The 26,329-nt window shown below is 74.2% G+C and carries 27 protein-coding genes; 17 read left to right on the top strand and 10 right to left on the bottom strand.

The features are described from left to right. Positions 1–335: 335 nt before the first annotated feature. The 4 genes from LCD35_RS26205 to LCD35_RS26190 form a co-directional block, all read right to left on the bottom strand. Positions 336–767, bottom strand: coding sequence for a hypothetical protein (locus tag LCD35_RS26205; RefSeq protein WP_225045116.1), 432 nt, complete (start codon positions 765–767; stop codon positions 336–338). Positions 768–1,328: 561 nt separating this feature from the next. Then, entirely contained in the window at positions 1,329–1,550 is a 222-nt protein-coding gene (locus LCD35_RS26200; protein WP_224958518.1) for a hypothetical protein, read from the bottom strand. 250 nt (positions 1,551–1,800) lie between these two features. Continuing rightward, positions 1,801–2,703: a protein phosphatase 2C domain-containing protein gene (locus LCD35_RS26195; RefSeq protein ID WP_225045115.1), complete on the bottom strand. Its 903-nt coding sequence runs from the start codon at positions 2,701–2,703 to the stop codon at positions 1,801–1,803. An 8-nt stretch (positions 2,704–2,711) separates the two neighbouring features. Continuing rightward, positions 2,712–3,347 (bottom strand): YitT family protein, encoded by a 636-nt coding sequence (locus tag LCD35_RS26190; protein ID WP_224958516.1) that lies wholly within the window; start codon positions 3,345–3,347, stop codon positions 2,712–2,714. Positions 3,348–3,417: 70 nt separating this feature from the next. On the opposite strand from LCD35_RS26190, the gene LCD35_RS26185 reads away from it, so the two are divergent. Beyond that, positions 3,418–4,845, top strand: coding sequence for a PLP-dependent aminotransferase family protein (locus LCD35_RS26185; protein ID WP_224958515.1), 1,428 nt, complete (start codon positions 3,418–3,420; stop codon positions 4,843–4,845). A gap of 241 nt (positions 4,846–5,086) precedes the next feature. Here LCD35_RS26185 and LCD35_RS26180 read toward each other — a convergent pair whose 3' ends face one another. Then, positions 5,087–5,902, bottom strand: a complete 816-nt coding sequence (locus LCD35_RS26180; RefSeq protein WP_224958514.1) for a hypothetical protein — start codon at positions 5,900–5,902, stop codon at positions 5,087–5,089. A gap of 227 nt (positions 5,903–6,129) precedes the next feature. Between LCD35_RS26180 and LCD35_RS26175 the strand changes: the two genes are divergently transcribed. From LCD35_RS26175 to LCD35_RS26160, 4 genes are all read left to right on the top strand, one after another. After that, positions 6,130–7,245 (top strand): S8/S53 family peptidase, encoded by a 1,116-nt coding sequence (locus LCD35_RS26175; RefSeq protein ID WP_224966635.1) that lies wholly within the window; start codon positions 6,130–6,132, stop codon positions 7,243–7,245. Between the two features lie 74 nt (positions 7,246–7,319). Continuing rightward, the gene (locus LCD35_RS26170) at positions 7,320–7,913 is read left to right on the top strand and encodes an RNA polymerase sigma factor (RefSeq protein ID WP_224958511.1); all 594 of its coding nucleotides are present in this window, start codon (positions 7,320–7,322) and stop codon (positions 7,911–7,913) included. Further along, complete coding sequence (locus LCD35_RS26165) at positions 7,910–8,398, top strand: hypothetical protein (RefSeq protein WP_224958509.1); 489 nt, start codon at positions 7,910–7,912, stop codon at positions 8,396–8,398. Before LCD35_RS26170 ends, LCD35_RS26165 begins: the two co-directional genes overlap by 4 nt. Beyond that, on the top strand, positions 8,395–11,019 hold the full coding sequence (locus LCD35_RS26160) for a CHAT domain-containing protein (protein WP_225045114.1): 2,625 nt from the start codon (positions 8,395–8,397) through the stop codon (positions 11,017–11,019). The genes LCD35_RS26165 and LCD35_RS26160 overlap by 4 nt, the downstream gene beginning before the upstream one ends. A 23-nt stretch (positions 11,020–11,042) precedes the next feature. Here the strand turns inward: LCD35_RS26160 and LCD35_RS26155 are convergent, their stop codons facing one another. Further along, positions 11,043–12,215: a pyridoxal phosphate-dependent aminotransferase gene (locus LCD35_RS26155; protein WP_224966637.1), complete on the bottom strand. Its 1,173-nt coding sequence runs from the start codon at positions 12,213–12,215 to the stop codon at positions 11,043–11,045. Positions 12,216–12,426: 211 nt separating this feature from the next. Here LCD35_RS26155 and LCD35_RS26150 point away from each other — a divergent pair, with 211 nt between their 5' ends. After that, the gene (locus LCD35_RS26150) at positions 12,427–13,635 is read left to right on the top strand and encodes a DUF445 domain-containing protein (RefSeq protein ID WP_224958523.1); all 1,209 of its coding nucleotides are present in this window, start codon (positions 12,427–12,429) and stop codon (positions 13,633–13,635) included. Between the two features lie 66 nt (positions 13,636–13,701). On the opposite strand, the gene LCD35_RS26145 is transcribed toward LCD35_RS26150, so the two are convergent. Beyond that, positions 13,702–14,247, bottom strand: a complete 546-nt coding sequence (locus LCD35_RS26145) for a CGNR zinc finger domain-containing protein (protein WP_224958506.1) — start codon at positions 14,245–14,247, stop codon at positions 13,702–13,704. Positions 14,248–14,564: 317 nt separating this feature from the next. On the opposite strand from LCD35_RS26145, the gene LCD35_RS26140 reads away from it, so the two are divergent. From LCD35_RS26140 to LCD35_RS26115, 6 genes are all read left to right on the top strand, one after another. Beyond that, positions 14,565–14,951 carry a VOC family protein gene (locus LCD35_RS26140; RefSeq protein ID WP_224978402.1) on the top strand — a complete coding sequence of 129 codons (387 nt, stop codon included), beginning with the start codon at positions 14,565–14,567 and terminating at the stop codon, positions 14,949–14,951. Positions 14,952–15,034: 83 nt separating this feature from the next. Beyond that, complete coding sequence (locus tag LCD35_RS26135; RefSeq protein ID WP_224958504.1) at positions 15,035–15,454, top strand: helix-turn-helix domain-containing protein; 420 nt, start codon at positions 15,035–15,037, stop codon at positions 15,452–15,454. 5 nt (positions 15,455–15,459) lie between these two features. Beyond that, complete coding sequence (locus LCD35_RS26130) at positions 15,460–16,137, top strand: hypothetical protein (RefSeq protein ID WP_224978401.1); 678 nt, start codon at positions 15,460–15,462, stop codon at positions 16,135–16,137. Positions 16,138–16,201: 64 nt separating this feature from the next. Beyond that, positions 16,202–16,519, top strand: a complete 318-nt coding sequence (locus LCD35_RS26125) for a DUF2516 family protein (RefSeq protein ID WP_373689992.1) — start codon at positions 16,202–16,204, stop codon at positions 16,517–16,519. Then, positions 16,516–17,304: an alpha/beta fold hydrolase gene (locus LCD35_RS26120; protein WP_224978400.1), complete on the top strand. Its 789-nt coding sequence runs from the start codon at positions 16,516–16,518 to the stop codon at positions 17,302–17,304. The genes LCD35_RS26125 and LCD35_RS26120 overlap by 4 nt, the downstream gene beginning before the upstream one ends. A gap of 73 nt (positions 17,305–17,377) precedes the next feature. Further along, entirely contained in the window at positions 17,378–17,944 is a 567-nt protein-coding gene (locus tag LCD35_RS26115; protein WP_224958501.1) for a YbaK/EbsC family protein, read from the top strand. 6 nt (positions 17,945–17,950) lie between these two features. On the opposite strand, the gene purU is transcribed toward LCD35_RS26115, so the two are convergent. The 3 genes from purU to LCD35_RS26100 are packed head-to-tail and all read right to left on the bottom strand — an operon-like array spanning position 17,951 to position 20,268. After that, a complete protein-coding gene (gene purU / locus LCD35_RS26110; RefSeq protein WP_224978399.1) occupies positions 17,951–18,817 on the bottom strand; it encodes a formyltetrahydrofolate deformylase in 867 nt (288 codons plus the stop codon). Positions 18,818–18,862: 45 nt separating this feature from the next. Next, the gene (locus tag LCD35_RS26105) at positions 18,863–19,723 is read right to left on the bottom strand and encodes a class I SAM-dependent methyltransferase (RefSeq protein WP_224966639.1); all 861 of its coding nucleotides are present in this window, start codon (positions 19,721–19,723) and stop codon (positions 18,863–18,865) included. A gap of 26 nt (positions 19,724–19,749) precedes the next feature. Further along, a complete protein-coding gene (locus LCD35_RS26100) occupies positions 19,750–20,268 on the bottom strand; it encodes a DUF2505 domain-containing protein (RefSeq protein WP_224958498.1) in 519 nt (172 codons plus the stop codon). Between the two features lie 37 nt (positions 20,269–20,305). Here LCD35_RS26100 and LCD35_RS26095 point away from each other — a divergent pair, with 37 nt between their 5' ends. The 5 genes from LCD35_RS26095 (at position 20,306) to LCD35_RS26075 (ending at position 26,142) form a co-directional block, all read left to right on the top strand. Next, complete coding sequence (locus LCD35_RS26095; protein WP_224958520.1) at positions 20,306–21,412, top strand: UDP-N-acetylmuramate dehydrogenase; 1,107 nt, start codon at positions 20,306–20,308, stop codon at positions 21,410–21,412. 147 nt (positions 21,413–21,559) lie between these two features. Then, on the top strand, positions 21,560–22,573 hold the full coding sequence (locus LCD35_RS26090) for a S1 family peptidase (protein WP_224958497.1): 1,014 nt from the start codon (positions 21,560–21,562) through the stop codon (positions 22,571–22,573). 297 nt (positions 22,574–22,870) lie between these two features. Continuing rightward, on the top strand, positions 22,871–24,034 hold the full coding sequence (locus LCD35_RS26085; RefSeq protein WP_224958496.1) for an Ig-like domain-containing protein: 1,164 nt from the start codon (positions 22,871–22,873) through the stop codon (positions 24,032–24,034). A 291-nt stretch (positions 24,035–24,325) separates the two neighbouring features. Further along, positions 24,326–25,615 (top strand): D-inositol-3-phosphate glycosyltransferase, encoded by a 1,290-nt coding sequence (gene mshA / locus LCD35_RS26080; protein ID WP_225045113.1) that lies wholly within the window; start codon positions 24,326–24,328, stop codon positions 25,613–25,615. Beyond that, positions 25,612–26,142, top strand: a complete 531-nt coding sequence (locus tag LCD35_RS26075; RefSeq protein ID WP_225045112.1) for a YbjN domain-containing protein — start codon at positions 25,612–25,614, stop codon at positions 26,140–26,142. The genes mshA and LCD35_RS26075 overlap by 4 nt, the downstream gene beginning before the upstream one ends. Positions 26,143–26,329: the final 187 nt, after the last annotated feature.

Below are 26,329 nucleotides of genomic sequence, written 5' to 3'. Positions count from 1 at the left end.
CGCGGCGGCGGGGGCCGTGCCCGGGCCGCGGTGCGCGGGGCGCGGGGGGGGGGGGGGGGGCGCGCCCCCCGCCCCCCCCCCCGGGGGGGGGGGGGGGGGGGGGCCGGGGGAATGGTGGGGATCGTCGCGGAATTGTGCGCGGTCCCGGATTGCTGCCGACTTGTTCTCGGCGCCGTGGAATTCGGTGTCGTGGAATTCAGTGGTGGCGAATTCGGGCGTGCGAGGGCGATCGGGTCATTCGTGCTGGAGTGGAATGGTTCGCGCGATGCGCTGGATTCGATCGCCGTGTCGGCGGGTGGTGCGTGGGTGGAGCTCGGCGGGCGTGGTGCCGCCGGTCAGCTCGCCTGCTGGAAGGCGACGACCGGGAGCTGGCCGTCGTCGCAGCTCACTCCCATGCGCGGGGTGTCCTCCTGGGTGACGAGCGAGCAGTCGTAGTTGCCGAAGACGTCTTCGGCGTAGCCGTTGGGGTCGCTGACCTGCGACGGGTCGAGGTCGAGGTAAAGGCCGATGACGTTGTGCGCGTTCTCGGCGCCGGCGTGGCCACCGCTCACGTCTCGGGAGTACACGTCCCAGTAGGAGCCGTCGGGTGCTTGGAGGGTGCCGTGGGCCACGTCCATCGGCTGCGGGCCCGGCACCGAGGGGTAGCTCGACTTGGCGCCCATGAAGTTCGTGGTGGCCTCCGAATTCGCGACTCCGGCGAGACCGGCGATGCCGACGAGGGAAAGGCCTGCGGCGAGAACGGAACCCACGATGGCGGTGCTGCGCATGATTGCCTCCGAAATTGTCGCTTGCTTCGTGATCTGTCCGGAAGACGCGACGGGAAGCAACCGGTTGCCCTAGGTGATCGGGGTCACATCGGAGAGGGGTGATGTCGGGGTTCCGTGCCACCCGCGCGCCGGAGGCGCCGCGCCGGGTGCGAGCTGGCGAGCCGCACGCCGGAGCCGCTGCTCCAGGGCTCACCGCGCGGAGTTCACCGCGCTGCCGAATCTTCGGTCCGGGTCACCGCGCCAAGTCCACTGCGCCGGCTGGACCGCATCAGGTTCGCTGCGCCTGCCGAGCCGCACCAGGTTCACGCCGCCGGCCGGGCCGTGCCGGGTTCGCCGCGCTGCCGGGCTACCTCCGCCGGGTTCGCCGCACTGAGTCGACCGCGTCGGCAGAATCGCACCGAGTCCACCGCGTCGCCGGACCGCATAAAGTTCACTGCACTGGCTGGGCCGCGCCAGGTCCACTGCACTGGCCGGACCGCACCAGTTTCACCGCGCTGGCTGCACCGCCGGGCTCGCCGCACCGAGCCGACCCCGCCGAGCCCACCGCCTACCGCGGTGGTCTCACTGCACCGGGGACTGCCGGATCGTCGGGCTGACCGTGTACTTGTAGATCCACACCCCGTGCGGCCGCTGGTGGTCCTTCACATAAGCGGCGGTCGGGTCCTCGCCGTCGCGGGGGACGGGGATGGGGGAGAGCGGCCCGCCGGCCGCGCCCGCGGGCAGGGTGATCTCCCGACCGTCTTCTGGACCACCGAACAGTTCGATCCGGGTGTGCAAGTCCACGGGCGATCCCTCCCCATTTCGGAGTCGTGCTGCGTGCCGTCGGTACGACTGCCGACAGTGGCGGCAGGTTCCCTTGCCCACTCAAACGAGTGAAGCGGAACTCCGTTGCGCAGGAAAACAAACTCCACCCGAACGTAGGACGCCCCCGCGCTCGACCGGCCTGGGGGTCACCGGGAGTGCGGGGGCGTGAAGTCCACCCCTGGGGGTCAGGTGGACACCACCAGGTTACTTGGTGGTATGCGGATTGTCTCTAGGTGCAGAGATCTTTTTTCCCCGGATCGTGGGTCCGGGCGTCGTCGGCGAACCGGACCAGCGCCAGCGCCTGATCGTCGTGCCGCTTGGGCCGCGGCCAGCGCTCGCCCCGCGGATCGGCGTCCTCCGCGGCCCGCACCTCGGCCAGCACGGCGTCCGGGCCGTCGCGTTCCGCCGCGGCCAGCAGCTCCGGCCAACCGGGGAAGATCCCGTAGTCCTGCACGCCGCAGGACACGCCGTCGGTCATCACCAGCGCCGCCCGCACCTCGTGGCGGGGGCACCGCGCGCGGGTGGCGTGCGCGGCGGCTTCCGGCACCGCCTCGGCCACCCAGAAGCCGCCTTCGACGTTGCGCCACCGCGAGGTCCGGCCCATCGCCGCACCCAGCGCCGCCCGGTGCCCGGCTCCGAACCCGCCGCCGGATCGGAGCCGGTCCCGGAATCCGCCGCCCCGGTTCCGGCGACCCTGGTTCCGGCGACCCTGGTTCCGGCGGCGCAGCGCGGCGAGCTGGTCGTCGGTCACCGCCCGCACGCCGGCCGAGGTGTCCAGCACGATCGGGCTGTCCGCCAGCACCAGGGCCTCCACCTGCTCCTCGTCCCAGCGCAGCAGCGCCGCCGTGCTGGACGGCGACTCGCCGGGGCGGAGGTCGAAGCGGGCCGCCACCTCGGCGATCGACTCGGCCAGGACATCCGCCAGATCGGCGCTCCGATCCACCAGCCGCGGTTCCAGCGCCCCGGCCAGCCGCTCCGCGTACCAGCCGCCGGACCGGGAGTCCGGTCGCAGCGAGGTCGCGCCGTCCAGCACCGCCACCGCGTTCGGCAGCACCAGCACCACGTCCTCGCTCATCCCCGCTCCCGGGGTCAACCGATCGCCCGGCCGCTCGGCCACCTCGACGTCCGCCACGCCCCCGATCATCGGCGGCCCGGGACCGTCACCAGCGGCAGGAACAACTGGGTGATCCACCCGATCCCCACCGCGTACAGCACCGTCCCGAATCCCGCGGAACCGCCGAGCGCCCAGCCGACGACCAGCACGCCCACCTCGATCCCGGTCCGCACCAGCCGCACCGACCAGCCGGTGCGCGCGTGCAGGCCGGTCATCAGCCCGTCGCGCGGACCCGGCCCGAGCCGGGCGCCGACGTACACCGCGGTCGCGAACCCGTTCAGCACCAGGCCGGCCACGAACAGCGCCACCTGCCCCGGCAACCAGTGCAACGGCGGCAGCAGCCCCAGCACGAGGTCCACCGAGACCGCGATGACCACCACGTTCGCCACCGTTCCGATGCCCGGCCGCTGCCGCAGCGGGATCCACAGCGCGAGCACCACGACGCTGGTCAGCGCCGTGACGGCCCCGAAGCTCCACCCGAGGCGCTGGGTCAGCCCGTCGTGCAGCACGTCCCACGGCGACAGGCCGACCTCGGCGCGCACCATCAGCGCCATGCTCGTGCCGTAGAGCGCCAAGCCGCCGAACAGCTGCGCCAGCCGGGCCGTCGGGCGCACCGACACCGGCATCGGTGAAAGATCCACTGGGGTGGTGGTTGAAGCCATGAGTCGTTGATACGTCGAGATTGGCCTCGATCACGATAGCCAATCTGGAACTATTGGACTCGTGTCTCGCGTGATAGGACGAATCGGCTCCCGCGGCATCGCGGAACTGCTCGGCAGCTGGCACTCCGGCCGCGCCACCTCCGGCGGGCTGCACCAGGCGGTGCGGCAGCTCGTGCTCGACGGCAGGCTTCCCCCCGGAACCAGGCTGCCCGCGGAGCGCGAGTTCGCCGACGCGCTCGGGGTGAGCCGCACCCTCGTGGTGCGGGCGCTGGACCTGCTGCGCGACGAGGGCTTCGCGGCCAGCAGGCAGGGCTCCGGCTCGTGGGTGCGGCTGCCCGGCGACCGGGCGCACACCGACCCCGGCGGCTGGCCGCCCAGCACCCCCGACCTGATCAACCTCGCGCAGGCCACGTTGCCCGCGCCGCCGGAGTTCACCGCCGCGCTGGACCGCGCGCGCTGCCGCATCCCGGCGGAGCTCGGCGGCCACGGCTACCAGGCGCTCGGGCTGCCGGAACTGCGCGAACGCATCGCCGAGCACCACGCCCGCCGCGGCCTGCCGACGAACCCGCGGCAGGTGCTGGTCACCAATGGCGCGCAGCACGCCTTCGCGCTGGTGCTGCGCACCTTGGTCTCCCCGGGCGAACGGGTGCTGGTCGAGCACCCCACCTACCCGAACCCGTTGCAGGCGATCCGCGGTGCCGGCGCCGAGGCGGTGGCGGTGCCGATGCTCGCGGAGGGCTGGGACCTGGACCTGGTGTCCGCCACGCTGCAGCAGACCACGCCGAAGCTGGCCTACCTGATCCCGGACTTCCAGAACCCCACCGGCATCCAGATGACCGCGCAGGACCGGGAACGCCTGGTCGCGATGCTGCGCCGCACCCGCACCACGGCCGTCGTGGACGAAACCCTGGTCGAACTGGACCTGACCGGACGCACCCCGCCGCCACCGGTGGCCGCGTTCGGCGACGACCGGGTGATCACGATCGGCTCGGCGGGCAAGGCGTTCTGGGGCGGCATGCGGCTCGGATGGGTGCGGGCGCCCGAGGACCTGGTGCAGCGCCTGCTGCTGGAGCGCGCGGTGATGGACCTCGGCAGCCCGGTGCTGGAGCAGCTGGTGCTGGCCGAGCTGCTGGCCGATCCGGAGCCGGCGCTGCGGCGACGGCGGGAGGAGGTGACGGGGATGCGCGACTCGATGATCGCGGAACTCGCGGAGCAGGTCCCGGGCTGGCGGTTCCGGATCCCGGACGGCGGGCTGTCGCTGTGGTGCGACCTGGGAACTCCGGTGAGCAGCAGGTTCGCGATCGCCGCCGAGGAGCACGGGCTGCGGCTGGTGCCCGGATCCCGGTTCGCGGTGCACGGCCACCTGGAGCGCTACCTGCGGATCCCGTACGCGCTGCCGGTCGAGCAGCACCGGGAGGTCGTGCGCCGGCTGGCCGCGGCGGCGGGCCGGTTCGACGGGATGCCCGACCCGGGGCCGCTGGAGGTGCCGATCAGCTGAGCACCCGGACCGCCTTCCGGCACGGCCCCTCGTCGTGCCGGAAGGCGATCTCGGGCGTGGTCCCGGCGCCGCTGGGGCAGCGCGGCACCGGGACCGGGGCGCGGCACGCAGCTCAGGAGGGGTCAAGGTTCCTGGTGCACGTGCCTGCGGGCGCCCCGCGACCGGTCCTGCCTGGCGCAGTCGGCCGGACCGGAGACCTCGGTGGTGCGGCGGCCCCGGTGCCGGGTGCCGCCGGTCCGGTTCAGTCGGGGGAGGTGGACGGTTCGATCAGCGCGATGCCGCGCGAGATGACCGTTTCGACGTGGCCGCCGACGGCGCGCACCGGCCCGGGCAGGTGCGGCCGGGCCGGCAGCACGGCGTGCATCCAGCGCAGGCCGTGCCCGGACCCGCTCGGCGCCGCGGAAGCGGTCACCACGGCGGGCGGCCCGACCGGCGGACCCTGGTGCGGTGCGGTGCCACCGTGCTCGACCGGTGCGGGCGTCGGCGCGGCCTGGTGCTGCGGCTCGGGTGCGGGTGCGGAGAGGTGCTGGGCGGTGTCGGGAGCTTCGGTCCGCACGGGCGGAGCCGGTTCGACGCGTTCCGGGGCCTGAGCGCGAGGTGTGGCGACGTCCGGCGGTGGTGCGGTGGTCGCCACCGCGCCGGTGCCGCCGCGGTCGGGGAGCAGCTGCACCAGGTCCGGCTCGGTGCGGTCGGGTTCCGCGGGTTCGACGACCGGTTCGAGCTCCGCGCGCACGCCGCTCGTGATGTCGGCGGCGAGGTCGGCGACGCCGAGCTGCACCGCATCGGTGGGGACGTCCTCGTGGACCGGTTCCGGGGCGTTGGGCGCCGTGATCTCGACGGGGTCGGGCCGGGCGATGGCGGGCCGGACGGCGGCCGGCGACGAGATGGCGGGCTTCGCCACCTCGACCCGTACCGCGGGCACCACGTCCGGCTGCGGTGCGGCCTCGGCCGGGCCCGCGGCCAGCAACCAGGCGCCGCCGACGAGTCCCGCGGTCGCGGCGGCGCGGGCGGTCCAGGCGCGCAGGAGCGGCCAGCGCCTGCGCCAGCTCCCGGTCACCCTCACCACCGCCTGTCGGTCCGCTCCCGCCGAACGCGAGGGGTCAATGCTCCTCTCGCCATAGGATGGGTGGCAGCCCTTCTCGGTATCAACCACCCGGACAGGCGGTGTCTTACCACCGGTTGCGGCGAACACTGCTGGCTCGATGCCACCGGGATGCCAGGAGATTTCACCCGACGGCATGCCTCAAGTGGACGATCGTGGTGACCCATCGCACAGTGTCCCCTGTGGATTCGATCTCGGGCACCCGGTTGACGGTCGCGGAGCTCGGCGAGAGCTGGGCGCGCTACGGGCACGACCTGCTGGTCCACGATCCCGGCGGCCCCGGCGAATGCCTGGTGCGGCGCGGGGAGCTGATCACCGCGCGCGGCTCGCTGGACCCGGTGCTGTCCCGGTTGCGCCGCTGGGTGGACGGCATCGACCACGACGACGGGCTGGAGCTCGCGCGGATCCGGCTGCGCACGTCCGAACGAGATCGCTGCGTGGCCATCGCCGACGAGTTCGCCGAGGTGAGCGCCAACCACGTGCACGTCGGGTCCGCGACGATGTTCGGCGCCCCGGTGCTGTTCGGCACGGGCGCGGAGGCGGAGCCTGCGGCGCCGGTCCCGGAACCGGCCCGGGAGCGGTGGGGCGTCACCGTCGGGGTGCTCGACACCGGCTGCGACCCGCATCCGTGGTTCGCGGGCCGGGACCGGTTCGACCCGGTGCCGGAGGTCCTGGACGCGGACGACGACGCCGAGCAGGACCGGCAGGCCGGGCACGGCACCTTCGTCTCCGGCGTGCTGCTGCAGCACGCGCCGGGGGTGGTGGTGCGGGCGCACCGGGTGCTGTCCTCGCTCGGGTTCACCGACGACCTCACCGTCGCCGCAGGGTTGCGCGCGTTGCGCCGCGGCGGGGAGCGGGTGGACGTGGTGCTGCTGACGGCCGGGTGCCACACGCCGGGCGACCGGTGCCCGCCCGCGCTGGAGGCCGAGCTCGCGCGGTTCGGCGGTGCGGTGGTGGTGGCCGCCGCCGGGAACCACGGTTCGTCCCGGCCGTTCTGGCCCGCCGCGCTGCCGGGGGTGCTGGCCGTCGCGGCGAGCGGGCCCGGTGGTGCGGTGGCCGAGTTCTCCGGCTCGGGCGACTGGGTGGACGCGTGCGCGCCGGGGGTGGACGTGGTGAGCAGCCACGTGCGGCTGCTGCCGGGGAGGCGCGGCGAGCGGCACTACGGGTACGCGAGCTGGAGCGGGACGTCGTTCGCCGCGCCGCGGGTCGCGGCCGCGGCGGCGAGCGCGGTCCGGGACGGGGCCGACGCCGACCGGGCCGCTCGGGACGCGGTGCGGCGTTACCCGTTCGGGGGGTAATCGGCGTTCGGTGAATCTGCGCGGGGGGTTCGCTCCTCTTACTCGGGAAACCGATCTTGAGGGGAGGGAGCGCGATGCACGCCGTGCACGAGGTCTCCGAATCCGACGACGCCGCCCGGTTGCTGGCCCGCGCCGCGGCCGGTGAGCCTGCGGCCTGGCGGGAGCTCGTCGACCGCAACGCCTCGGTGGTGTGGGCGGCGGCCAGGGCGTACTCGCCGAGCGCCGTCGACGCCGAGGACGTGTGCCAGGTGACCTGGCTGTCGCTGGCGGAGAACCTCGGCGCCCTGCGGGATCCGCGGGCGCTGCCAGGGTGGCTGGCCACGACGGCCCGGCGCGAGGCGATCCGGCTGTCGAAGGCCCGGCGCCGGGAATCTCCGGTCGGCTGGGACACCGGGATGCTGGACCTGCCGGATCCCGGTGACGGGCCGGAGAGCAGCGCGCTGCACTCGGTGGCGGTCTCCCGGATGTGGCAGGCGTTCGCCCAGCTCTCCCGGCGTTGCCAGCAGCTGCTGCGGGTCGTGGCGGTGGCACCGGACGCCAGCTACGCGCAGGTCGGCCAGGCGCTCGGCATGCCGCGCGGCAGCATCGGCCCGAAGAAGGGCCGCTGCCTCGCGGCGCTGCGGGAACGGTTGGCGACCGGCGGGAACGTCGAGGAGGCCGCCGGATGAGCCCCCGGATGCCCGCCGAGCTGCGCGTGCTGCGCGACCTGTTCGAACTCCGCGATCCGGCGCCGGTGCGGGTGCGCGACGCCGCGTACGCCGCCGCCGGGTTGGCGCGTGCCCGGTCGGGCGCGGCGGCGTTGGAGCTGGTCGGCGACTCGGCCGACGCGGCCGCCGCGGTCCGGTCCGGTGGCGCCGCCCCGGATCCGGCGGAACCGCGGGTGCTCACGTTCCTGATGCCGGGGCGGATCGTGGAGCTCGACCTGGTGCCGACGGTGCCGGGCCTATTCCGGGCCGCGGGCATGGTGATCAGCCGCTCCGGTCAGGGGAGGCCGGAGGGGGACGTGCTGTTCCGGCATCCGGGCGGGCAGTGCGTCGCCGAGCTCGACGTGGCGGGCGCGTTCCGGGTGACCGACGTGCCTGCGGGCCCGCTGGGCCTGGTGTTCCGGCCGGTGGGCGCCGCGCCCGCCGTCGCGGATTGGCTGGTCTGTTGAGCGCCGGGACGGCCCTCGCGCCGAGCACGGAGCCGATCTCGGCCGCGGTGCGGTGGCGGGACCGGGTCTGCGCGGACCCGGACGGGGCGGCGCGGGCGGCGGACCGCTGGCTCGCCCGCTCCGGCGATCCCGAGCTGCGGGTGCTGGCCAGGCACATCCGGGCGCTGGTCGCGGTGGAGCGCGGTCGATCCGCGGAGGCTCGGCAGCACGCGCGGGTCGCGCTGGCGGCGGCGCGGCGGGAACGGTTGCCCGATCGGGCCGCGCAGGTCCTGCTCACCTGCGCGTGGGTCGAGCTGGACCGGGGAGACCCGGAGGCGGCGTGGCGGCACCTGGAGGCCGCGGCCCAGCAGCTCACCGGCCAGGACGCGGTGCGGGCGAGCTGCCTGCGCGGCGTGCTGCTGTTCCAGCAGGACCGGCAGGACGAGGCGGTCGCGGTGCTCTCGACGGCGCTGCCGGGGCTTGCCGAGCGCGGGGACCACCAGTGGGCGGCCAACGCGCACGTCGCGCGCGGCCTCGCACACCTGTACCGCAATCGGCTCGACGAGGCGGAGGCCGACCTGGCCGCCGCCGAGCACCGGTTCCGCGCCGCGGGGCGGGACCAGCGCGCCGCGCTGTGCAGGCACAACCGGGGCTGCGTGGCGCTGCGCGCCGGGGACCTGCCGCGGGCGCTGCGGCTGTTCGACGAGGCGCGCGCCGCCGGGGCCGACCCGGCCGGGCACCCGGAGATCCGTGTCGACCGGGCCGAAGCGCTGGCCGAGGTGGGACTGCACGACCAGGCGCGGGAGGAGCTGCACCGCGCGGCTTCCCGGTTGCAGCGGCTGGGCCGGGTGGCGCGGCTCGGCGACACCTGGCTGGCCCTGGCCGGGTGCGCGCTGCGAGCGGGCGATCCGGAAGCGGCGATCCGCCCGGCCCGGTGCGCCGCCAGGTTGTTCCGCTCGCAGCGGCGGCATTCCTGGGCCGCGCTGGCGGTGGCGGTGGAGTGGCAGGCGCGGCTGCGGGTGGGACAGGTGTCCCGCTACGCGCTGGCCGCGGCGCGGCGCGCCGGGCACGCCTGCGCCGAGCACGGCTGGACGACGGCGGCCGCCGAGGTGTGGCTCGTCGCCGGCCGGGAAGCGGCACGGGCGGGGAGGCGGAGCACGGCGCGCGCCCTGCTGGAGCTGGCCGCGCCCGGGCGCGGCGGCGGACCCGGCGCGACCCGGCAGCTGACGGTGGGCTGGCTGGCGGAGTCGCTGCTGGCGGCGGATGCCGGGGACCACGACCGGTTGTTCGCCGCCTGCCGCCGCGGGTTGCGCGCGGTGGCGAGCTACGCGAGCGGGATCGCGGCGTGGGAACCGCGGATCGAGGCGTTCGGGCTGGCCGAGGAGCTCGGCTCGGTCGCGGTCGGCGCCGCGCTGCGCTCCGGTGATCCGCGGCTGGTGCTGAGGTGGGTCGAACGGCACCGGCTGGGCGCGGCGCACCGCCGCTCGGTGCGCCCGCCCACCGATCCGGAGCTGGGCTCGGCCCTGGTCCGGCTGCGGTCCGCGGTGTCCGGCGCGGCGGAGGCCGACGGCAGCCGGTTGCGCTCGGCGCTGTCCGAGATCGGTGCGCTGGAACGGCGGGTGCGGGACCGGGCGCTGCTCGTCGACGGCGGGGCGATCGACGCGGCGCAGCCCGCCGGGACCGCCGAGGTGCTCGCCGCGCTGCGCGGCGACGTCCTGCTGGTCCTGTTCGCGCACGAGGGGATCCTGCACGCGGTCTCCGTCGTCGACGGGAACGCGCGGCTGCACGAGCTCGGCGCCGAGCTCGACGCGGTGCACGACACGCAGCGGCTGCGGTACCTGCTCGCCCGGCAGGCCGAGACCGGTGATCAGCGCGCGGGAGCCGTGTACGCGGCGAGCGCCGCCGAGGCCGCGGCGGCCGAGCAGCGCCCGCTGCTGCGCCCGGTGGCGGTGGTGCTGCCGCCGCGGCGTCGGCTGGTGGTGGTGCCGACCGGCGCGCTGCACGCGGTGCCGTGGGCCGCCCTCCCGCTCTGCCGCGGCCGCGGGGTGACCGTCGCGCCGTCGTTGCGGGCCTGGCTGCGCGGCGGGACCGACGCGGCGCGCGAATGCGGCTCGGCCGAACCGGTGTGGGTGTCCGGCCCGAGCCTGGAACACGCCGAGGGCGAGGTCGTGGCGCTGCACCGGGTCGGTGGCGGGCGCCTGCTGACCGGAGCCGCCGCCGATGCGGAACGGGTGCTGGCGGCGGTGGACGGCGCCCCCATCGCGCACATCGCCGCGCACGGCCGGTTCCGGGACGACCAGCCGCTGCTGTCCTGCCTGGAGCTCGCCGACGGCCCGCTGTACGGCTACGACCTGGACCGGTTGCGGCGCGGACCGCGGACGGTGGTGCTCTCCGCGTGCGAGGCGGGGCGTTCGGTGCCGGCCCGCGCCGGGCAGCTCACCGGGTTGGCCGCCGCGCTGCTCGGACGCGGCACGGCGACGGTGATCGCCAGCGTCGTTCCGGTCCCGGACGAGCGCACCGCGCGGGTGATGATGTCGCTGCACTCGTTGCTCCGCCGCGGCGTCGGCCCCGCGGAAACGCTCGCCGCCGCGCAGGCCGCGCACGGCGAAGCGGGCTTCCTCTGCCTGGGCCACGGTGGTTGACCGTGGTGGGGAGCGCGGCGGGATCAGCCCGCCAGGCCGTGCAACCGGCGGATGCCCTCGTCCAGCACCTCGTCCCGCTTGCAGAACGCGAAGCGCACCAGGTGCCGCACCGGCTCCGGGTCGTCGCAGAACACCTGCACCGGGATCGCGGCGACGCCGACCCGCCCCGGCAGCGCCCGGCACAGCTCGGCGCCGTCGGTGAACCCGAGCGGCCGCACGTCGGCGCAGATGAAGTAGGTGCCCTCCGAGGCGAGCACGTCCAGCCCGGCCGCGGTGAGCCCTTCGGCCAGCCGGTCCCGCTTGCGCTGCAAGCCGTCGCGCAGTTGCGCGACCCAGTCCAGCTCGTGGCGCAGCGCGTGCGCCACGGCGGGCTGGAACGGTGCGCCGCCGACGAAGGTGAGGAACTGCTTCGCCGCGCGGACCGCGCCGATGAGCTCCGCGGGGCCGCACGCCCAGCCGATCTTCCAGCCGGTGGCGCTGAAGCTCTTGCCCACGCTGGAGATCGTCACCGTCCGCTCGGCCATCCCCGGCAGGGTCGCCAGCGGGGTGTGCGCCCGGCCGTCGTAGAGCAGGTGCTCGTAGACCTCGTCGGTGATCGCGATCAGGTCGTGGTCGCGGCACACCTGCGCGATCGCGGCCAGCTCGGTGTCGGTGAGCACGGTGCCCGTCGGGTTGTGCGGCGAGTTCACCACCAGCGCCCTGGTCCGCGGTCCGACGACGGCGCGCAGCGCGTCCAGGTCGAGTTCGAACCGGTGGTCCGGGCCCTGCCGGAGGCCGACCGTGCGGCGCACTGCCCCGGCCATCGCCACCGCCACCGGGTACGAGTCGTAGTAGGGCTCGATGAGCACGACTTCGTCGCCGGGTTCGAGCAGCGCCAGCATCGAGGCGGTGATCGCCTCGGTGGCGCCGACGGTCACCAGCACTTCGCCGTCGGGGTCGTGCTCGATCCCGTAGTGCGCCTTCCGGTGCTCCGAGATCGCCGCGCGCAGGTCCGGCTCACCCGCGCCGGGCGGGTACTGGTTCACGCCGTCGGCGATCGCCTGCTGCGCCACCCGCAGCATCCCGGCGGGGCCGTCGGTGTCCGGGAAGCCCTGCCCGAGGTTCACGGCCCCGTGCTCTCGGGCCAACTCGGTGATCTCCGCGAAGATCGTCGAGGTGAACGGGCGCAACCGGGAGGTGAGGGCGGGAGATCGCACGTCCGGCACTCTACTGCTCCGGGCGGCCCGGTCGTCCCACGTGCCGGAACCGCGGCGGTCGCGCGGCGTGCGCGGCCGGGCGGGTTCCGTCACCGCGGGCGCCATCCGGTGCGAAGCGATCGGTGCCGGTGCCCGCTGCTGCCACAATCGTGGGGTGGCACAGACTGCGGCAGCGGATGCGGACCAGGTCAAGCGGCGGGCGCTGCGGCGGATGAAGGCCGTCGCGGGCGGGCTCCTCCTCGTCGCGACCGTGATCTTCGTGATCGCCCGCTGGCAGGAGAACAACGGCGCCGCCGCGTGGGTCGGCTACGTCCGCGCCGCGGCCGAGGCGGGGATGGTCGGCGCGCTGGCGGACTGGTTCGCGGTGACGGCCCTGTTCCGCAGGCCGCTGGGGCTGCCGATCCCGCACACCGCGATCATCCCGACCCGCAAGGACGCGCTCGGCCAGAACCTCGGCGCCTTCGTCGGCGACAACTTCCTGGCCGAACCGGTGGTGCGGGACAAGCTGGGGCGGGCGGAGATCGGGGCGCGGGTCGGGACCTGGCTGGACGACGAGGCGCACGCCGAACGCGTCACCTCCGAGCTGGCGACCGCGGTGCGCGGTGCCGTGCAGGTGCTGCGCGACGACGACGTGCAGGCGGTGCTGGAGCAATCGGTGCTGCGGAAGGTCCTGGAGCAGCCGTGGGGTCCGCCGCTGGGCCGCATCCTGTCCCAGGTGTTCGCCGACGGCACCCACCACAAGCTGGTGGACCTGATCTGCGACCGCGCCTACGACTGGGCGCGGGACAACCACGCGACGGTGCTGCGCGTGGTGAGCCAGCGCGCCCCGTCCTGGTCGCCGCGGTTCTTCGACGGGATGGTCGCGGACAAGATCTACGCCGAGGTGCTGTCCTTCGCGTGGGCGGTCAAGACCGACCCGGACCACCAGATGCGCAAGGCGGTGGACCGTTTCCTGGTGGAGTTCGCGCACGACCTGCAGCACGACCCGAAGACGATGGAGCGGGCCGAGCAGATCAAGCAGCAGGTGGTGGCGCACCCGGAGGTGCAGAACCTCGTCGCCTCCGCGTGGAGCACCGCGAAGAAGATGCTGCTGGACGCCGCCGAGGATCCGTCGAGCGAGCTGCGGCTGCGGGTGCGCGACGGGCTGCGCGGGCTCGGTCGCAGGCTGGCCACCGAACCGGAGCTGCGCGCCAAGGTGGACGGCTGGGTGGAGAGCGCCGCGGTGTACGTGGTGTCGCACTACCGCACCGAGATCACCACGTTGATCACCGACACGGTGGAGCGCTGGGACGCCGAGGAGACCTCGCGGAAGATCGAGCTCCAGGTCGGGCGGGACCTCCAGTTCATCCGGATCAACGGCACCGTGGTGGGTGCGCTGGCCGGCCTGGTGATCTACGCCCTGTCCCAGCTGCTGCTCTGACGTCCGGACGTCGCGGTCGGCGGCGCGGTTCACCGCGCTCGGCGCGGCGAGCCCGGCGGCGGGTGCTCACTCGGCGGTCGCGTGCCGCTCGCGCCAGGAGCGCGCCTTCTCGCGGTTGCCGCACACCCGCATCGAGCACCAGGTGCGGGACTTGTTCCGCGACCGGTCGTAGAACGCCCACAGGCAGTCCTCGGCCGGGCAGATCTTGATCCGGTTCCAGTGGCCGGTGTGCACCAGGTGCACGGCGGCGGCCAGCACGCGGCCCAGCGCGTCCTGCCCGCCCAGCACCGGTACGCCGTCCTGGAGGACGACGGGCACGGGCCAGGTGATCACGTCGGCATCGGGGCGCGGGGCGGACCGGTCGCAGGACACCGCGGTGCGCATCGCTTCGCGGACGCGCCGCGCGGAACCGCGGTCTCCGGCTTCGCCCAGGCCGCGTCCGGCGGACCACGCCCGCCACTGGTCCGCGGAGTCGAGGACGTCGGTGCCCGTTTCGGCGTCGGAGGTGTTGAGGAAGGCCAGCACCAGCTCGACGTCGCGTTCGGCGTCCAGGTCCGCGGCGGAGTTCGCAGGGACTCGGTCGGCGACGGCTCTGCTGTTCACGAACACCATCGTATTCGATTAGCCGGTTGCAGCGTGCGTCGATAACCCTCATAATCCTGTCGTCGGTTACTAACTGCTCATACGTGAACACCAGTTAAGGGAGTCGTGGATCTCGTGGGAGTGGCAGTGCAGCGGAAACGGTCCGGCGGCCGAGCGGGAGGTGCCGGGCGGGCGGAGGATGCCGGGACCCGGCCGCAGGCGTTGGGCAGGTTCGCGGCCCGCTGGCCTGAGGCGGTGGCCGCGCTGCGCCCGGGTGCCGCGGTCGATCCCTGGCCGACGAACCCCCGGTCGAGTTGAGGTCCCCCTCCGAGCGAAAGGTCGTGCCCATGTCCGAGTCCCCGCTGTCGATCGTCGCGTTCGCCATCGACACGCCCGATCCGCGCGCGCTGGCGGAGTTCTACCGGCGCTTGCTGGGCTGGGAGGTCGACGACGCCGGATCGGACGAGGACTGGGTGGAGCTGGCGGATCCGGCGGGCGGCCCGGCGTTGGCGTTCCAGCGGGATCCGGACCACGTGCCGCCGACCTGGCCGGATCACGCGCGACCGCAGATGATGCACGTCGACGTGCGGGTGCCGACCTTGGCGGAGGGGCACGAGCGGGCGGTGCGAGCCGGTGCTCGGCCGCTGCCGCAGCCGCCGGACCAGCAGGACTCGCCGTTCCGGGTGTACGCCGATCCGGACGGGCACCCGTTCTGCGTGTGCGCGGTCGGGTGAGTCGCCGGGCGGGTGCAAGCTGAGTGCTTGCAAAAGTTAGCACTCGTGGTTAGCGTGGGAACCGTCCGGAGGGAGCGGGATCCATGGAGCGGGTGGACAAGACCGTCAACAAGGCCGTGAACCAGGCGGTCAGCGACCTCGGCGGGTACATCAGGGCGCAGCGCGGCAACGCCCAGATCTCGCTGCGCGAGCTCGCCAAGAGCGCGGGCGTCTCCAACCCGTACCTCAGCCAGATCGAACGCGGCCTGCGCAAGCCGAGCGCGGAGATCCTCCAGCAGATCGCCAAGGCGCTGCGCATCTCCGCCGAAGCGCTCTACGTGCAGGCCGGAATCCTGGAGCAGCGCGAGGGCGGCCCGGTGGTGGACGCGATCCTCGCCGACCCCGACCTGGGCGAGCGGCAGAAGCAGGTCCTGCTCGACATCTACGCCTCGTTCCGGCGCGAGCACGACGGCGCCACCGGCGTGCCGGACCGCACCGAAACCCCCGAAGCAGCCGAGGAGTGAGCACCATGCCGACTTCCGAGAACGACACCAAAACCCGCGGCGACGCCACCGAGCAGGCCCGCACGCCGCTGCTGGCCGCGCTGGGCGCGGGCGACCTCGCCGCGCAGACCATCGCCGACGCGCTGACCAAGCTGCGCGCCCGGCTCGGCGAGGGCGCCGAGTCCGCGCGCCACGGCGTCAACGACCTGCCGAACGACCTCAAGGAGCGCTTCGACCCGGCCGAGCTGCGCAAGCTCGTCGACGCCTACACCCGCTCCGCCGCCCAGCTCTACGGCTACCTCGCCGAGCGCGGCGAGACGACCTTCGAGCGCCTCCAGTCCCAGCCGCAGGTCAAGCAGGCCTGGAGCCAGCTGGAGCAGGTCCAGGGCCGGGTGGACAGCGCGGTCGGCGACGCCCGGGTGCTCGCCGACGACGTGCTCGGCAAGGTCACCCGCACCACCCGCTCCTGGGGCGAGAAGGCCGCCGAGGCCACCGAGAAGGCGGGCGACCAGGCCGCGGAGCAGGTCCGCGACACCGCGGGCGACGTGGCCGACGCGGTCGCGGACGCCGGTTCCGACGCGGCCACCGCGACCCGCAGCACCACGCGCAAGGCCGCGAACCGGACCGCCGCCGCCAAGAGCGCGCCGAAGAGCGGCGCGAAGAGCACCGCGAAGCCGAAGGCGACCGGCAAGTCCGACAGCTGACGCCGATCGAGCGCGGGACCCCGGAGGGCTGCTCCGGGGTCCCGCTCACACGTAGGGTGGAGTGGTGGAGTTGTCATTCAGCGGTCCGCCGGAGCTGTTGCTGCAGTTCTGGATCTTGAAGGTCATCTGGCTTGCCGGTCTGCCGCTGGGGCTGTACGCCTTCGTGCACGCGCTGATGCAGCGCGCGGACGCGTTCACCGCGGTGGGCAAGCTGTCCAAGCCGGCGTGGCTGGGCATCACCGGTGCCGGGCTGGTGCTGCTGGCGGTGTTCACCAGCGGTCCCATCACGATCATCTGGCTGGCCGGGTTGGTCGGGGTGCTGGTGTACCTGCTGGACGTGCGCCCGAAGGTCACCGAGGTGCAGCGCGGCAGCTCCTGGTGATCGGCGGCGAGCTGCGCGCCGACGAGGGCGTGCTGCCCTCGGGCGCGCGCTGGCGCGGGTACGGCCGGGGTGCGCCGGTGACGCTGGTGACCCACGGGCTGGGCGCGACTCCGGGCGAGGCGCGGATCCCGGCCTCCGGGCTGCCGGGCACGCGCGTGGTGCTGACCTTCGCGGGCCACGGCGACGCCGCGGACCCGCCCGCGGACTACTGGGACTACGGCGTGCTGGCGGCGGACGTGCTGGCCGCGGCGGACGCGGTCGGTGCGACCCGCGCGGTCGGGGTGTCGCTGGGCACGGGCGCGCTGACCCGCGCGGCCGCGGCGGATCCGGGCAGGTTCGAACGGCTCGCGCTGCTGCTGCCCGCGGTGCTGGACGGCGGGCGGGAGGTGTCCTCGGCGTGGGCGCTGGAGCGGTTGGCGGAGGCGGTCGCGGCCGCCGGTGCCGACGGCGGTGCCGCGCTGCGCGAGCGGGTGGCCGCCGAGTTCCCGCCCGGCGCGCAGCTGGGCGACCACCTGGCGGCCCGTACCTCGGCCCTGCTGCGGTTGGGGCCCGCGCTGCGCGCGCTGGGCGACCGTGCGGTGGTCGACGACGCGGCGGCCCTGCGGGCGGTCCGGTCGGACGTGCTGGTGCTGACCGGCACGGACGATCCGCTGCACCCGGTGGCGGCGGCGCGGGCGACCGCGGCCGCGATCCCGGGTTCGCGGCTGGAGGTGCTGCCGTCGGTGGCGCCGCTGTTCACCCACCGCCGGGAGCTGCGGCGGCTGCTCGCCGATTTCCTGGGGTGACGAGCCCCGCAGCTGCGGGAGCGCGCTGACCCCGGCCGGACGCGCCGGGGCGGAGTGCTCGTACCGTCGGCGCATGGCTCTCGACTGGTCGCGCGCCGCCGGAACCCTCGAGGTGGGCTCGGCGCTGGAACGTCCCGAACTGCTGGCCGAGCCGGTCCGCGACGCCGTCGCGGCCCTGCCCGCGGCGGAAGCGGAGCTCGTCGGGGTCGCCGAGATCGACCCGGAGCTCGCGGACACCGCCGCGTTCTGCGCCGAGTACGCCTCCCCGCTGGAGCTGTCGGCGAACTGCGTGGTCGTGGCGGGCAAGCGCGCCGGCGAGCTGCGGTACGCCGCCTGCCTGGTCCTGGCCACGACGCGCGCCGACGTGAACGGCGTGGTGAAGCGGCGGCTGGACGTGCGGAAGGCGTCGTTCGCGCCGATGGACGAGGCGGTGCGGCTGACCGGGATGGAGTACGGCGGGATCACGCCGTTCGGGCTGCCCGCCGACTGGCCGCTGCTGGTGGACGCCGCGGTGGCGAGCGCGCCCGCCGCGGTCGTCGGCAGCGGCCTGCGCCGGTCGAAGATCATCGCGCCGGGCGCGCTGCTGGCCCGCCTGCCCGCGGCCGAAGTGCTCGACGACCTCGCCCGCCCGGTGGGCTGAGCCGGGTCAGAACACCACGGTCCGCTTGTCGTGGACCAGGACCCGGTCCTCGAGGTGCGCGCGGAGACCGCGGGCCAGCACGACCTTCTCGATGTCCCGTCCCTTGCGCACCATGTCGGTGGCCGCGTCGGTGTGGTCCACCCGGATCACGTCCTGCTCGACGATGGGGCCCGCGTCGAGTTCCGGCGTGACGTAGTGGCAGGTCGCCCCGACGAGCTTCACCCCGCGCTCGTAGGCCTGGTGGTAGGGCCGCGCACCGGCGAACGAGGGCAGGAAGCTGTGGTGGATGTTCAGCGCGCGTCCGGCCCACTCCTCGCACACCGCCGGCGGCACGATCTGCATGAACCGGGCGAGCACGATCGCGTGCGGGTCGTGCCCTTCGACCAGCGCCCGCACCTCCTGGAACGCGGCGCCCTTGTCGTCCGGGTCGGAGCCGGCGGGGAACGGAACGTGGTGGAACGGCACGCCGTGCGCCTCGGTGATGCCGCGCAGCCGCGGGTGGTTGCCGATGACGGCGCGCAGGTCCACGTCCAGCTCGCCGGAGGCGACGCGGCCGAGCAGGTCGTGCAGGCAGTGGCCCTCGCGGGACACCAGCAGCACCACCCGGCGCCGCTCGGAGGTGTCGCTCACCCGCCAGTTGGTGCTGCCCAGCTCGTCGGCGACCCGCGCGAAGCGCTCCCGCAGCTCCGCCAGCCCGAACGGCAGCGAGTCCGCGCGCACGACCTGGCGGGTGAAGAACCAGCCGGTCTCGACGTCGGTGTGGTACCCGGCTTCCACGATCCAACCGCCGTGGTCGGCGAGGAACGTGGCGATGCGGGCCACGATCCCCGTGCGGTCGGGGCAGCCGAGGGTGATGACGAATCGAGCGGACACGGTTGCGGAGTATCGCACTGCGCCGACCGGCCCGGCCGGGTGATGTCACCCCGAGGTGCGCGGATCCACCGCGGCCCAGTCGACGGTCAGCTCGCCCAGCCGCCAGCGCCGCGGCCGGTCCCGCACCGGCCAGCCCAGCTCGGCGAACCGCCGCACCGCCTCCGCCCAGCGGGCGCGCGGGCCGAACGGTGCTCGCGGCGCGGCCCGCGCCCAGCAGGCGTCCAGGTCGGTGAACAGCGCGTGCACCTTCTCGCCGGGCACGTTGCGGTGGATCAGCGTCTTCGGCAGCCGTTCCGCCAGGTCCGACGGCCGGTCCACGTCGGAGGGCAGGCAGGCCAGCGTCAGGGTGCGCGGCCCGGACCGGTCCAGCGCCACCCAGCAGCAGCGGCGCCCGATCTCGTCGCAGGTCCCCTCCACCAGCAGCCCGTCCGGGGCGAGCCGTCCGCGCAGCTCGTCCCAGGCCTTCCACGCCTCCGGCTCGGTGTACTGGCGCAGCACGTTCAACGCCCGCACCAGCGCCGGGCCGTCCGCACCGCCGATGCCCGCGGCGAGCCCCGCGAGTTCGAAGCCGCCGCGCCGGAACTCCAGCGCGGGCGGGGCGGCGACGGCCTTGCCCGCGGCCACCCGATCCGGGTCGATCTCCAGCCCGAACACCCGCGCGTCGGGGCGCACCGGCCGCAGCCGGGCCGCGAACTCGACGGTGGTGACCGGGGTGGCGCCGTAGCCGAGGTCGATCACCAGGGGATCGGCGGCGCCGGACAGCGCGCGGGCGACCCACGGGGTACCGGCGATCCAGCGGTCCACGCGGCGCAGCCGGTTCGGGTTGGTGGTGCCGCGGGTCGGCACCCCGAGCGCGCGGGCGCGCCCGGCGGCCAGGCGCGGCGCCTTCTTGCGGGGCTGGTTCATGAGCGGGCGGTGAAGATCATCCGTGGTCAGCTCCGCGGGCGGGCCAGCCACTCGGTGGTGAAGCGCTCCTCCGCGGCGAGCAGCTTCTGCACCTGTTCGGCGACGAGGTCCTCCAGCTTGCCGCCGAGGAACGGCACGGACACCCGCACTTCGCCCTCCACCAGCAGTTCGCTGGCGCCGGTTCCGCCGGTCAGGTCGCGCAGCCACATCGATCCGGTGATGGTGCACGGCACCCCGGCGACCTCGGCGGCGATCTCGCCCGCGTAGTGGCCGTCCTGCTCGCACCGCCACGACTCGCTGCGGTCGATCACCAGGTCACCCGCCCCGGCGACGGTGCGCGCGATCGGGGGGAGCGAATCGGTGGGCACGCCCTGGCGGATCTGGAAGCGCACCGCATCGCCGTCCGCGGTGTGCTGCACGAGCTCGTTGCGCCCGCCCTCGAGCTGGTCGAGGCGTTCCCGCAGATAGTCGATGTCGATGAGCGCCGCATGCACCTGCGATGCGGGCCACTCGGAGGTGCTGCGGTGCTCGATGCGGCGTGCCATGGGCGGAAGGTTACCTTTGGCAATCGTGAACCCCTCGATGTCCGGCTCCGAAGGAACCAGCGGTGGCGCGCCGCAGACCGGCGACCCGGCGGCCCACGTCCTGTCCGGCCACACCACGCTGCGCCTCGGCGGGCCGGCCGCCGAGCTCGTCGTGGCCGAACACCCGGACCAGCTGGCCGAGGCGGTCCGCGAGTCCGACGCGGCGGGCCAGCGGCTGCTGGTGCTCGGCGGCGGCTCCAACCTGGTGATCGCCGACGAGGGCTTCGACGGCCGCGTCGTGCGGATCGCCACCGGCGGGCGCCGCTACGACATCGTGGACGGGTTCGTGCAGCTCACCGTCGAAGCGGGCGAGGACTGGGACGACGTCGTCGCCGACACCGTCCACCAGGGGCTCGGCAACCTGGAGTGCTTGTCCGGGATCCCCGGGCTCACCGGCGCCACCCCGGTGCAGAACGTCGGCGCCTACGGCGTGGAGATCTCCGAGATGCTCGTTTCGGTGGACCTGCTGGACCGGCGCACCGGGCGGATCCGCACCGTGCTCGCCGACGACCTCGGGCTCGTCTACCGGGGCAGCATCCTCAAGCACACCGACGACGCGGTGGTGCTGCGCGCCCGCTACCTGCTGCGCGACGGCGGTCAGTCGGCGCCGATCCGGTACGCCGAGCTGGCCCGCGAGCTCGACGTGAACCCGGGGGCGCGCGTCGACGTGGTCCGGGTGCGCGAAGCGGTGCTGCGTTTACGGCGTTCGAAGGGCATGGTGCTCGACCCGGACGACCACGACACGTGGAGCGCGGGCTCCTTCTTCACCAACCCGATCGTGGAGGCGGCGGACCTGCCCGGGGTGCTGGAGCTGATCGCGGCCCACGTCGGACCGGACGAGAAGGTGCCGCAGTACCCGGCATCGGAGGGGCGCACGAAGCTGTCCGCGGCCTGGTTGATCGACCGCGCCGGGTTCGGCAAGGGCCACTCCGGTCCGGGCGGGCGGACCGCGCTGTCCGGCAAGCACACCCTCGCGCTGACGAACCGGGGCTCGGCGAGCACGGCGGACCTGCTCCACCTTGCGCGTGAAGTGCGGGACGGGGTGAGCTCGGCGTTCGGCGTGTCGCTGGCGCCGGAGCCGGTGCTGGTGGACTGTTCGCTCTGAGCCCCGCGCGGCTCGCGCTCCACGTCCGGCCGCGGCCGGAGGCCTGTTCCGGATCCGGGTTCACCTGACTGCCGACCGGCCGGAAGGGTGACTCTTCGTGACTAACGGTTAACCCTGAGTGTTAAATGGTTGCTGGAGGGGGCCGCCATGCTCAGCATCAGGGAACTTCGGGACAGAGCGGTCATCAGGCCGATCAAGCGCGCGGTCGAGGACCAGCTGCTGGACCTCCCCGGCGTCACCGCGGTCGACATCGGTGAGAAGCGCACCGCGGGCCGGTTCACCGGCGAACAGGGCATCGTCGTGTCGGTGGCGCGCAAGCGCCCGGCCGACCGGGTGTGGCCGGGTACCCAGATCCCGCCGGACGTGCTCGGCATCCCCACCGACGTCATCGAGGAGAAACCGCTGCTCCAGCACGTGCACACGTGCGCGGAGGAGTCGGTGGCGCTGCGCGGCCGCGGTTTCGCGCACGACGGCGCGGTGACCGGCGGCGACGGGCTGGCTCCCTGCCGCTCGGTGCAGCTGGCCCCGCCGGACGCCCGGTACGCGGGCCGCTACCGCCGCACCGGCACCCTGGGCGCGCTGGTCGTGGGGCACCCGCCCGCGGTGGCGACGATGGGGCTGACGACGTTCGACGTGGCCTGCTTGGACGACGGCTGGGCGGTCGGCGACCGGATGGTCGATCCGGACACCGGTCACGTGTACGCGGACTTGGCGCGGGGCGCGCTGTCCGGCCGGGTGGACGCGGCCGCGGTCACCCTGGGCAGGGGCGTCGGTCACTCGCCGGTGATCCCGGGCATCGGACCGGTGACGGGGCAGTGCGCCGCCTACCCGGGCGAGCAGGTGCGCAAGTGCGGCTACGGCAGCGGGGTGACCAGCGGGGTGGTGACCTCGGTGGACGTGACGGTGCGGGTGGATCACGGGGCGGCGCTGGGCGTGCGCGTGCTGAGGGAGCAGATCCGGATCGACTGCCCGCCGGGCGGCGGCTGCTTCCTGCGGGTCGGGGACGCCGGCGGTGCCGTGGTCAACGACGACGGCCGGGTGGTCGGGCTGCTGTTCGCGGGCACCCGCAGCGGGATGACCGGGTTCGCGAGCCCCATCGCGGACGTCCTCGCGGAGCTGGACGTGGAGCTGTGCGTACTGCACCGCCAACTCCCGGTGTGATCGCGGATGAGCGGTGAGTTGCCCCACCCTCGGCCCGTCGGTGGCGGAGCGGTGCGGGGCGGAGAGCGGCCGGATGGCGGTTGAACACGGCGGGCGATCATGGTTCCCCCTGGTCATAGCTCTGCCGGGTGAAGATTGTTCACTCGAAAGAGCGGCTCAAGCGTGCCGGGGGCGCCCGCGATGGCGATCCTGTGACACGACACACTGTTGATCGGCGGCATCTTTTCGAGGCGCCGCACGTCTTGCGGTTGTGAGAACCACGTCGGAACGGATCGGGGTCGAGGAGTGCTGAGCAGGGTGAGTCGGGTACGGCAGCTGTGGACCGCGCTGGCGGGAACGCTGGTGGCCGTGCTGCTGCTATCGGGCTGCGGGACGCAGTCCACGGACGGGGGCGGAACCGGCGGCGGCACGCAGGCGCAGGCCCCGCTCGCCAAGGTGCACCTCGAACCCGGCGGCGGCTCCGACGTGAACCCGGCCGCGCCGGTGAAGGTCAGCGTCGAAGGCGGCAAGCTCGACGACGTCGCGCTGACCAACGGCGACGGCAAGGAGGTCGAGGGCGATCTCGCCGACGACGGCCTCAGCTGGACCGCGGGCGAGCAGCTCGGCTACGGCAAGACCTACACCTGGTCCGGCGAGGCCACCGGCACCGACGGCAAGAGCGTCCCGGTGCAGGGCAGCTTCACCACGATCTCCCCGGCCAAGCAGGTCCGCGCCACCGTCAACCCGACCGACCACAGCGAGGTCGGCGTCGCGATGCCGATCAGCGTGAAGTTCGACGACCCCGTCACCGACAAGGCCGCCGCCGAGCGCGCGCTGAAGGTCCGCACCTCGGTGCCCGTCGAAGGCGCCTGGGCGTGGCTGTCGGACACCCAGGTGGACTGGCGGCCGAAGGAGTACTGGCCCGCGGGCACCGAGGTCGAGGTGGACGCCGACCTCTACGGCGTGCACTACGGCGAGGGCGAGTACGGCCGCTCCGACCTGACCACCGAGTTCACCATCGGCCGCTCGCAGGTCGTGAAGGCCGACGCCTCCACCCACCAGATGGTCGTGGAGCGGGACGGCAAGCAGGTCGCCAGCTACGCGGCCAGCTACGGCAAGGACCACGACCCGGAGCTGAACACGCCCAACGGCACCTACATCGTGATGCAGAAGAACCCCGTCGAGATCATGGACAACCCGCGCTACGGCTACACCGACGTGGAGAAGAAGTGGGCCGTCCGGATGTCCAACCACGGCGAGTTCATCCACGAGAACGAGGAGAACCGCGCCAACCTCGGCAAGGTCAACACCTCGCACGGCTGCATCAACCTGAGCGAGGCCGACGCGAAGAGCTACTTCGACACCGCGCTGGTCGGCGACCCGATCGAGGTCACCGGCGCGGTCGCCTCGATGGAGCCGCGGTACGACGTGTTCGACTGGATGCTCGACTGGGACCAGTGGACGCAGAAGTCCGCGCTGTGATCTCCCGCGGCTCGCGCTGAGCCGCTCTTCCGGGTCCCGCGCGGGGTGGTTCGAACCGCCCCGCGCGGGACCTTCTTCGTGCGCCGGGGCCGTCCGCCCGCGCTGTGAACACCGTCACCGGGCGTGCCGCGTCCGGGCCGGTCGGTGCGGTGGGCGGGGTAGCGTCAGCGGGCTGCGCTCGGCCGCCCAGGAATGTTTTCCCCCGGCCCGGTGTCGGGACCCAGGGCGTTCCGGACCCGGGCGCCGTGGGCGAGGGCGCTCCACCACCACGTTTGCGATAGGGCTTAGTCGATGACCTCTGGCACCGCCCGGATGCGGCCGCGCCGCGCCGCCGTGTTCTCGTTGCACACTTCGCCGCTGGAGCAGCCGGGCACCGGTGATGCGGGCGGGATGAACGTCTACATCGCCCAGACCGCGACCCGGCTGGCCGAGCACGGCACCGAGGTGGAGATCTTCACCCGCGCCACGTCCTCCGAGGTGCCACCGGTGGCGGAGCTGGCGCCGGGCGTGACGGTGCGGCACGTGGTGGCCGGACCGTTCGAGGGGCTGGACAAGAACGAGCTGCCCGCGCAGCTGTGCGCGTTCGCGGCGGGCGCGCTGCGCGCGGAGGCGCGGCACGAGCCGGGGTTCTACGACGTGGTGCACTCGCACTACTGGCTGTCCGGGCAGGTCGGCTGGCTGGCGCGGGAGCGCTGGGGCGTGCCGCTGGTGCACACCGCGCACACCTTGGCGAAGGTGAAGAACGCCGCGCTCGCCGCCGGCGACACCCCGGAGCCGCGGGTGCGGGTGCTCGGCGAGGAGCAGGTGGTCGCCGAAGCGGACCGGCTCGTCGCGAACACCGAGGTGGAGGCCGACGACCTGGTGCGGCTCTACGGCGCGTCCCCCGACGAGGTCGAGACGATCCCGCCGGGCGTGGACCTGCGCCGGTTCACCCCGGGCGACGCGACCGCGGCCCGCGCCCGGTTCGGGGTGCGGCCGGACGCGCTGGTGTTCGCGTTCGTGGGCCGCATCCAGCCGTTGAAGGCACCGGACGTGCTGCTGCGCGCCACCGCGGAGCTGCTGGCGCGCCGCCCGGAGCTGCGCGCGCGGCTGGAGGTGCTGGTGGTCGGCGGTCCCTCCGGCAGCGGCCTGGACCGGCCGGAGTCGCTGCACGAGCTGGCGGGGGAACTCGGCATCACCGACGTGGTGCGGTTCCTGCCGCCGCAGGGCGGTGCGGCGCTGGCCGACGTGTACCGCGCGGCGGACGTGGTGGCGGTGCCCAGCTACAACGAGTCGTTCGGGCTGGTGGCGCTGGAGGCGCAGGCCTGCGGCACGCCGGTGGTGGCGGCGTCGGTGGGCGGCCTGCCGGTGGCGGTCGCGGACGGCCGCTCGGGATTGCTGGTGCCGGGGCACCGCACCGGCCAGTGGGCGGACGCGCTGGGGTCGGTGACCGAGGCCGGGCTGCGCGCCGAGCTGGCCGCGGGCACGGTCGCGCACGCCGAGGCGTTCTCCTGGGACCGGACCACGGAGGTGCTGCTGGAGACCTACGCGCGGGCGAAGCGCGCCTTCCACTCGCAGTTCGACCTGGAGGTGACGGCATGACGGTCGAGGCGACGATCGCGTCCGCGCTGGACGCGAGCGAACTGGACTACCGGCGGGAGGACGGCGGCCGGTTCTTCGTGACGCTGCCGGGCACGAAGAAGCTGCAGACGAACTGCTGGCTGATCGTCGCCGAGCACGCGCTGGTCGTGGAGGCCTTCGTGTGCAGGCAGCCGGACGAGGCGCACGAGGACGTCTACCGGTTCCTGCTGCGCCGCAACGCCCGGCTCTACGGCGTGCACTACACGATCGACGGGACCGGGGACGTGTACCTGGTGGGCCGGATCGGCCTGCACGCGGTGACGGCGGAGGAGGTCGACCGGGTGCTCGGGCAGGTGCTGGAGGCCGCGGACGGCGACTTCAACACCTTGCTGGAGCTGGGTTTCGGCACGGCGATCCGCCGGGAGTGGGGCTGGCGGGAGTCGCGCGGCGAGTCGCTGGCGAACCTGCGCCCGTTCGAGCAGCTGGTGCGGCGGGACGGTCCGCTGGCCCCGGCGGACGACGGCGGGGAGACCTCGCGGGAGCGGTGATCGGCGTCCGCTGCGACAGCGGACGCGAGGGGCGGCTCGGGAGAGAGGGGGAGTCGCGAGCTCGAACCGCCCCACGCGTGAGTTCCCGCCAGCGGGCCCAGTGGGCGGGGGGCACCCGGGGCCCCCCGGGGGTAAATAACAACAAATGTAGTACGGGTGGGGGGGGACAAAACCCGGGGCCCCCCGG

The organism is Saccharopolyspora sp. 6V (assembly GCF_020176785.1).
GTDB lineage: Bacteria > Actinomycetota > Actinomycetes > Mycobacteriales > Pseudonocardiaceae > Saccharopolyspora_C > Saccharopolyspora_C gregorii.
Note: the sequence above shows the minus strand (reverse complement) of the source record. Positions and strands in the feature narration are given on the sequence as shown.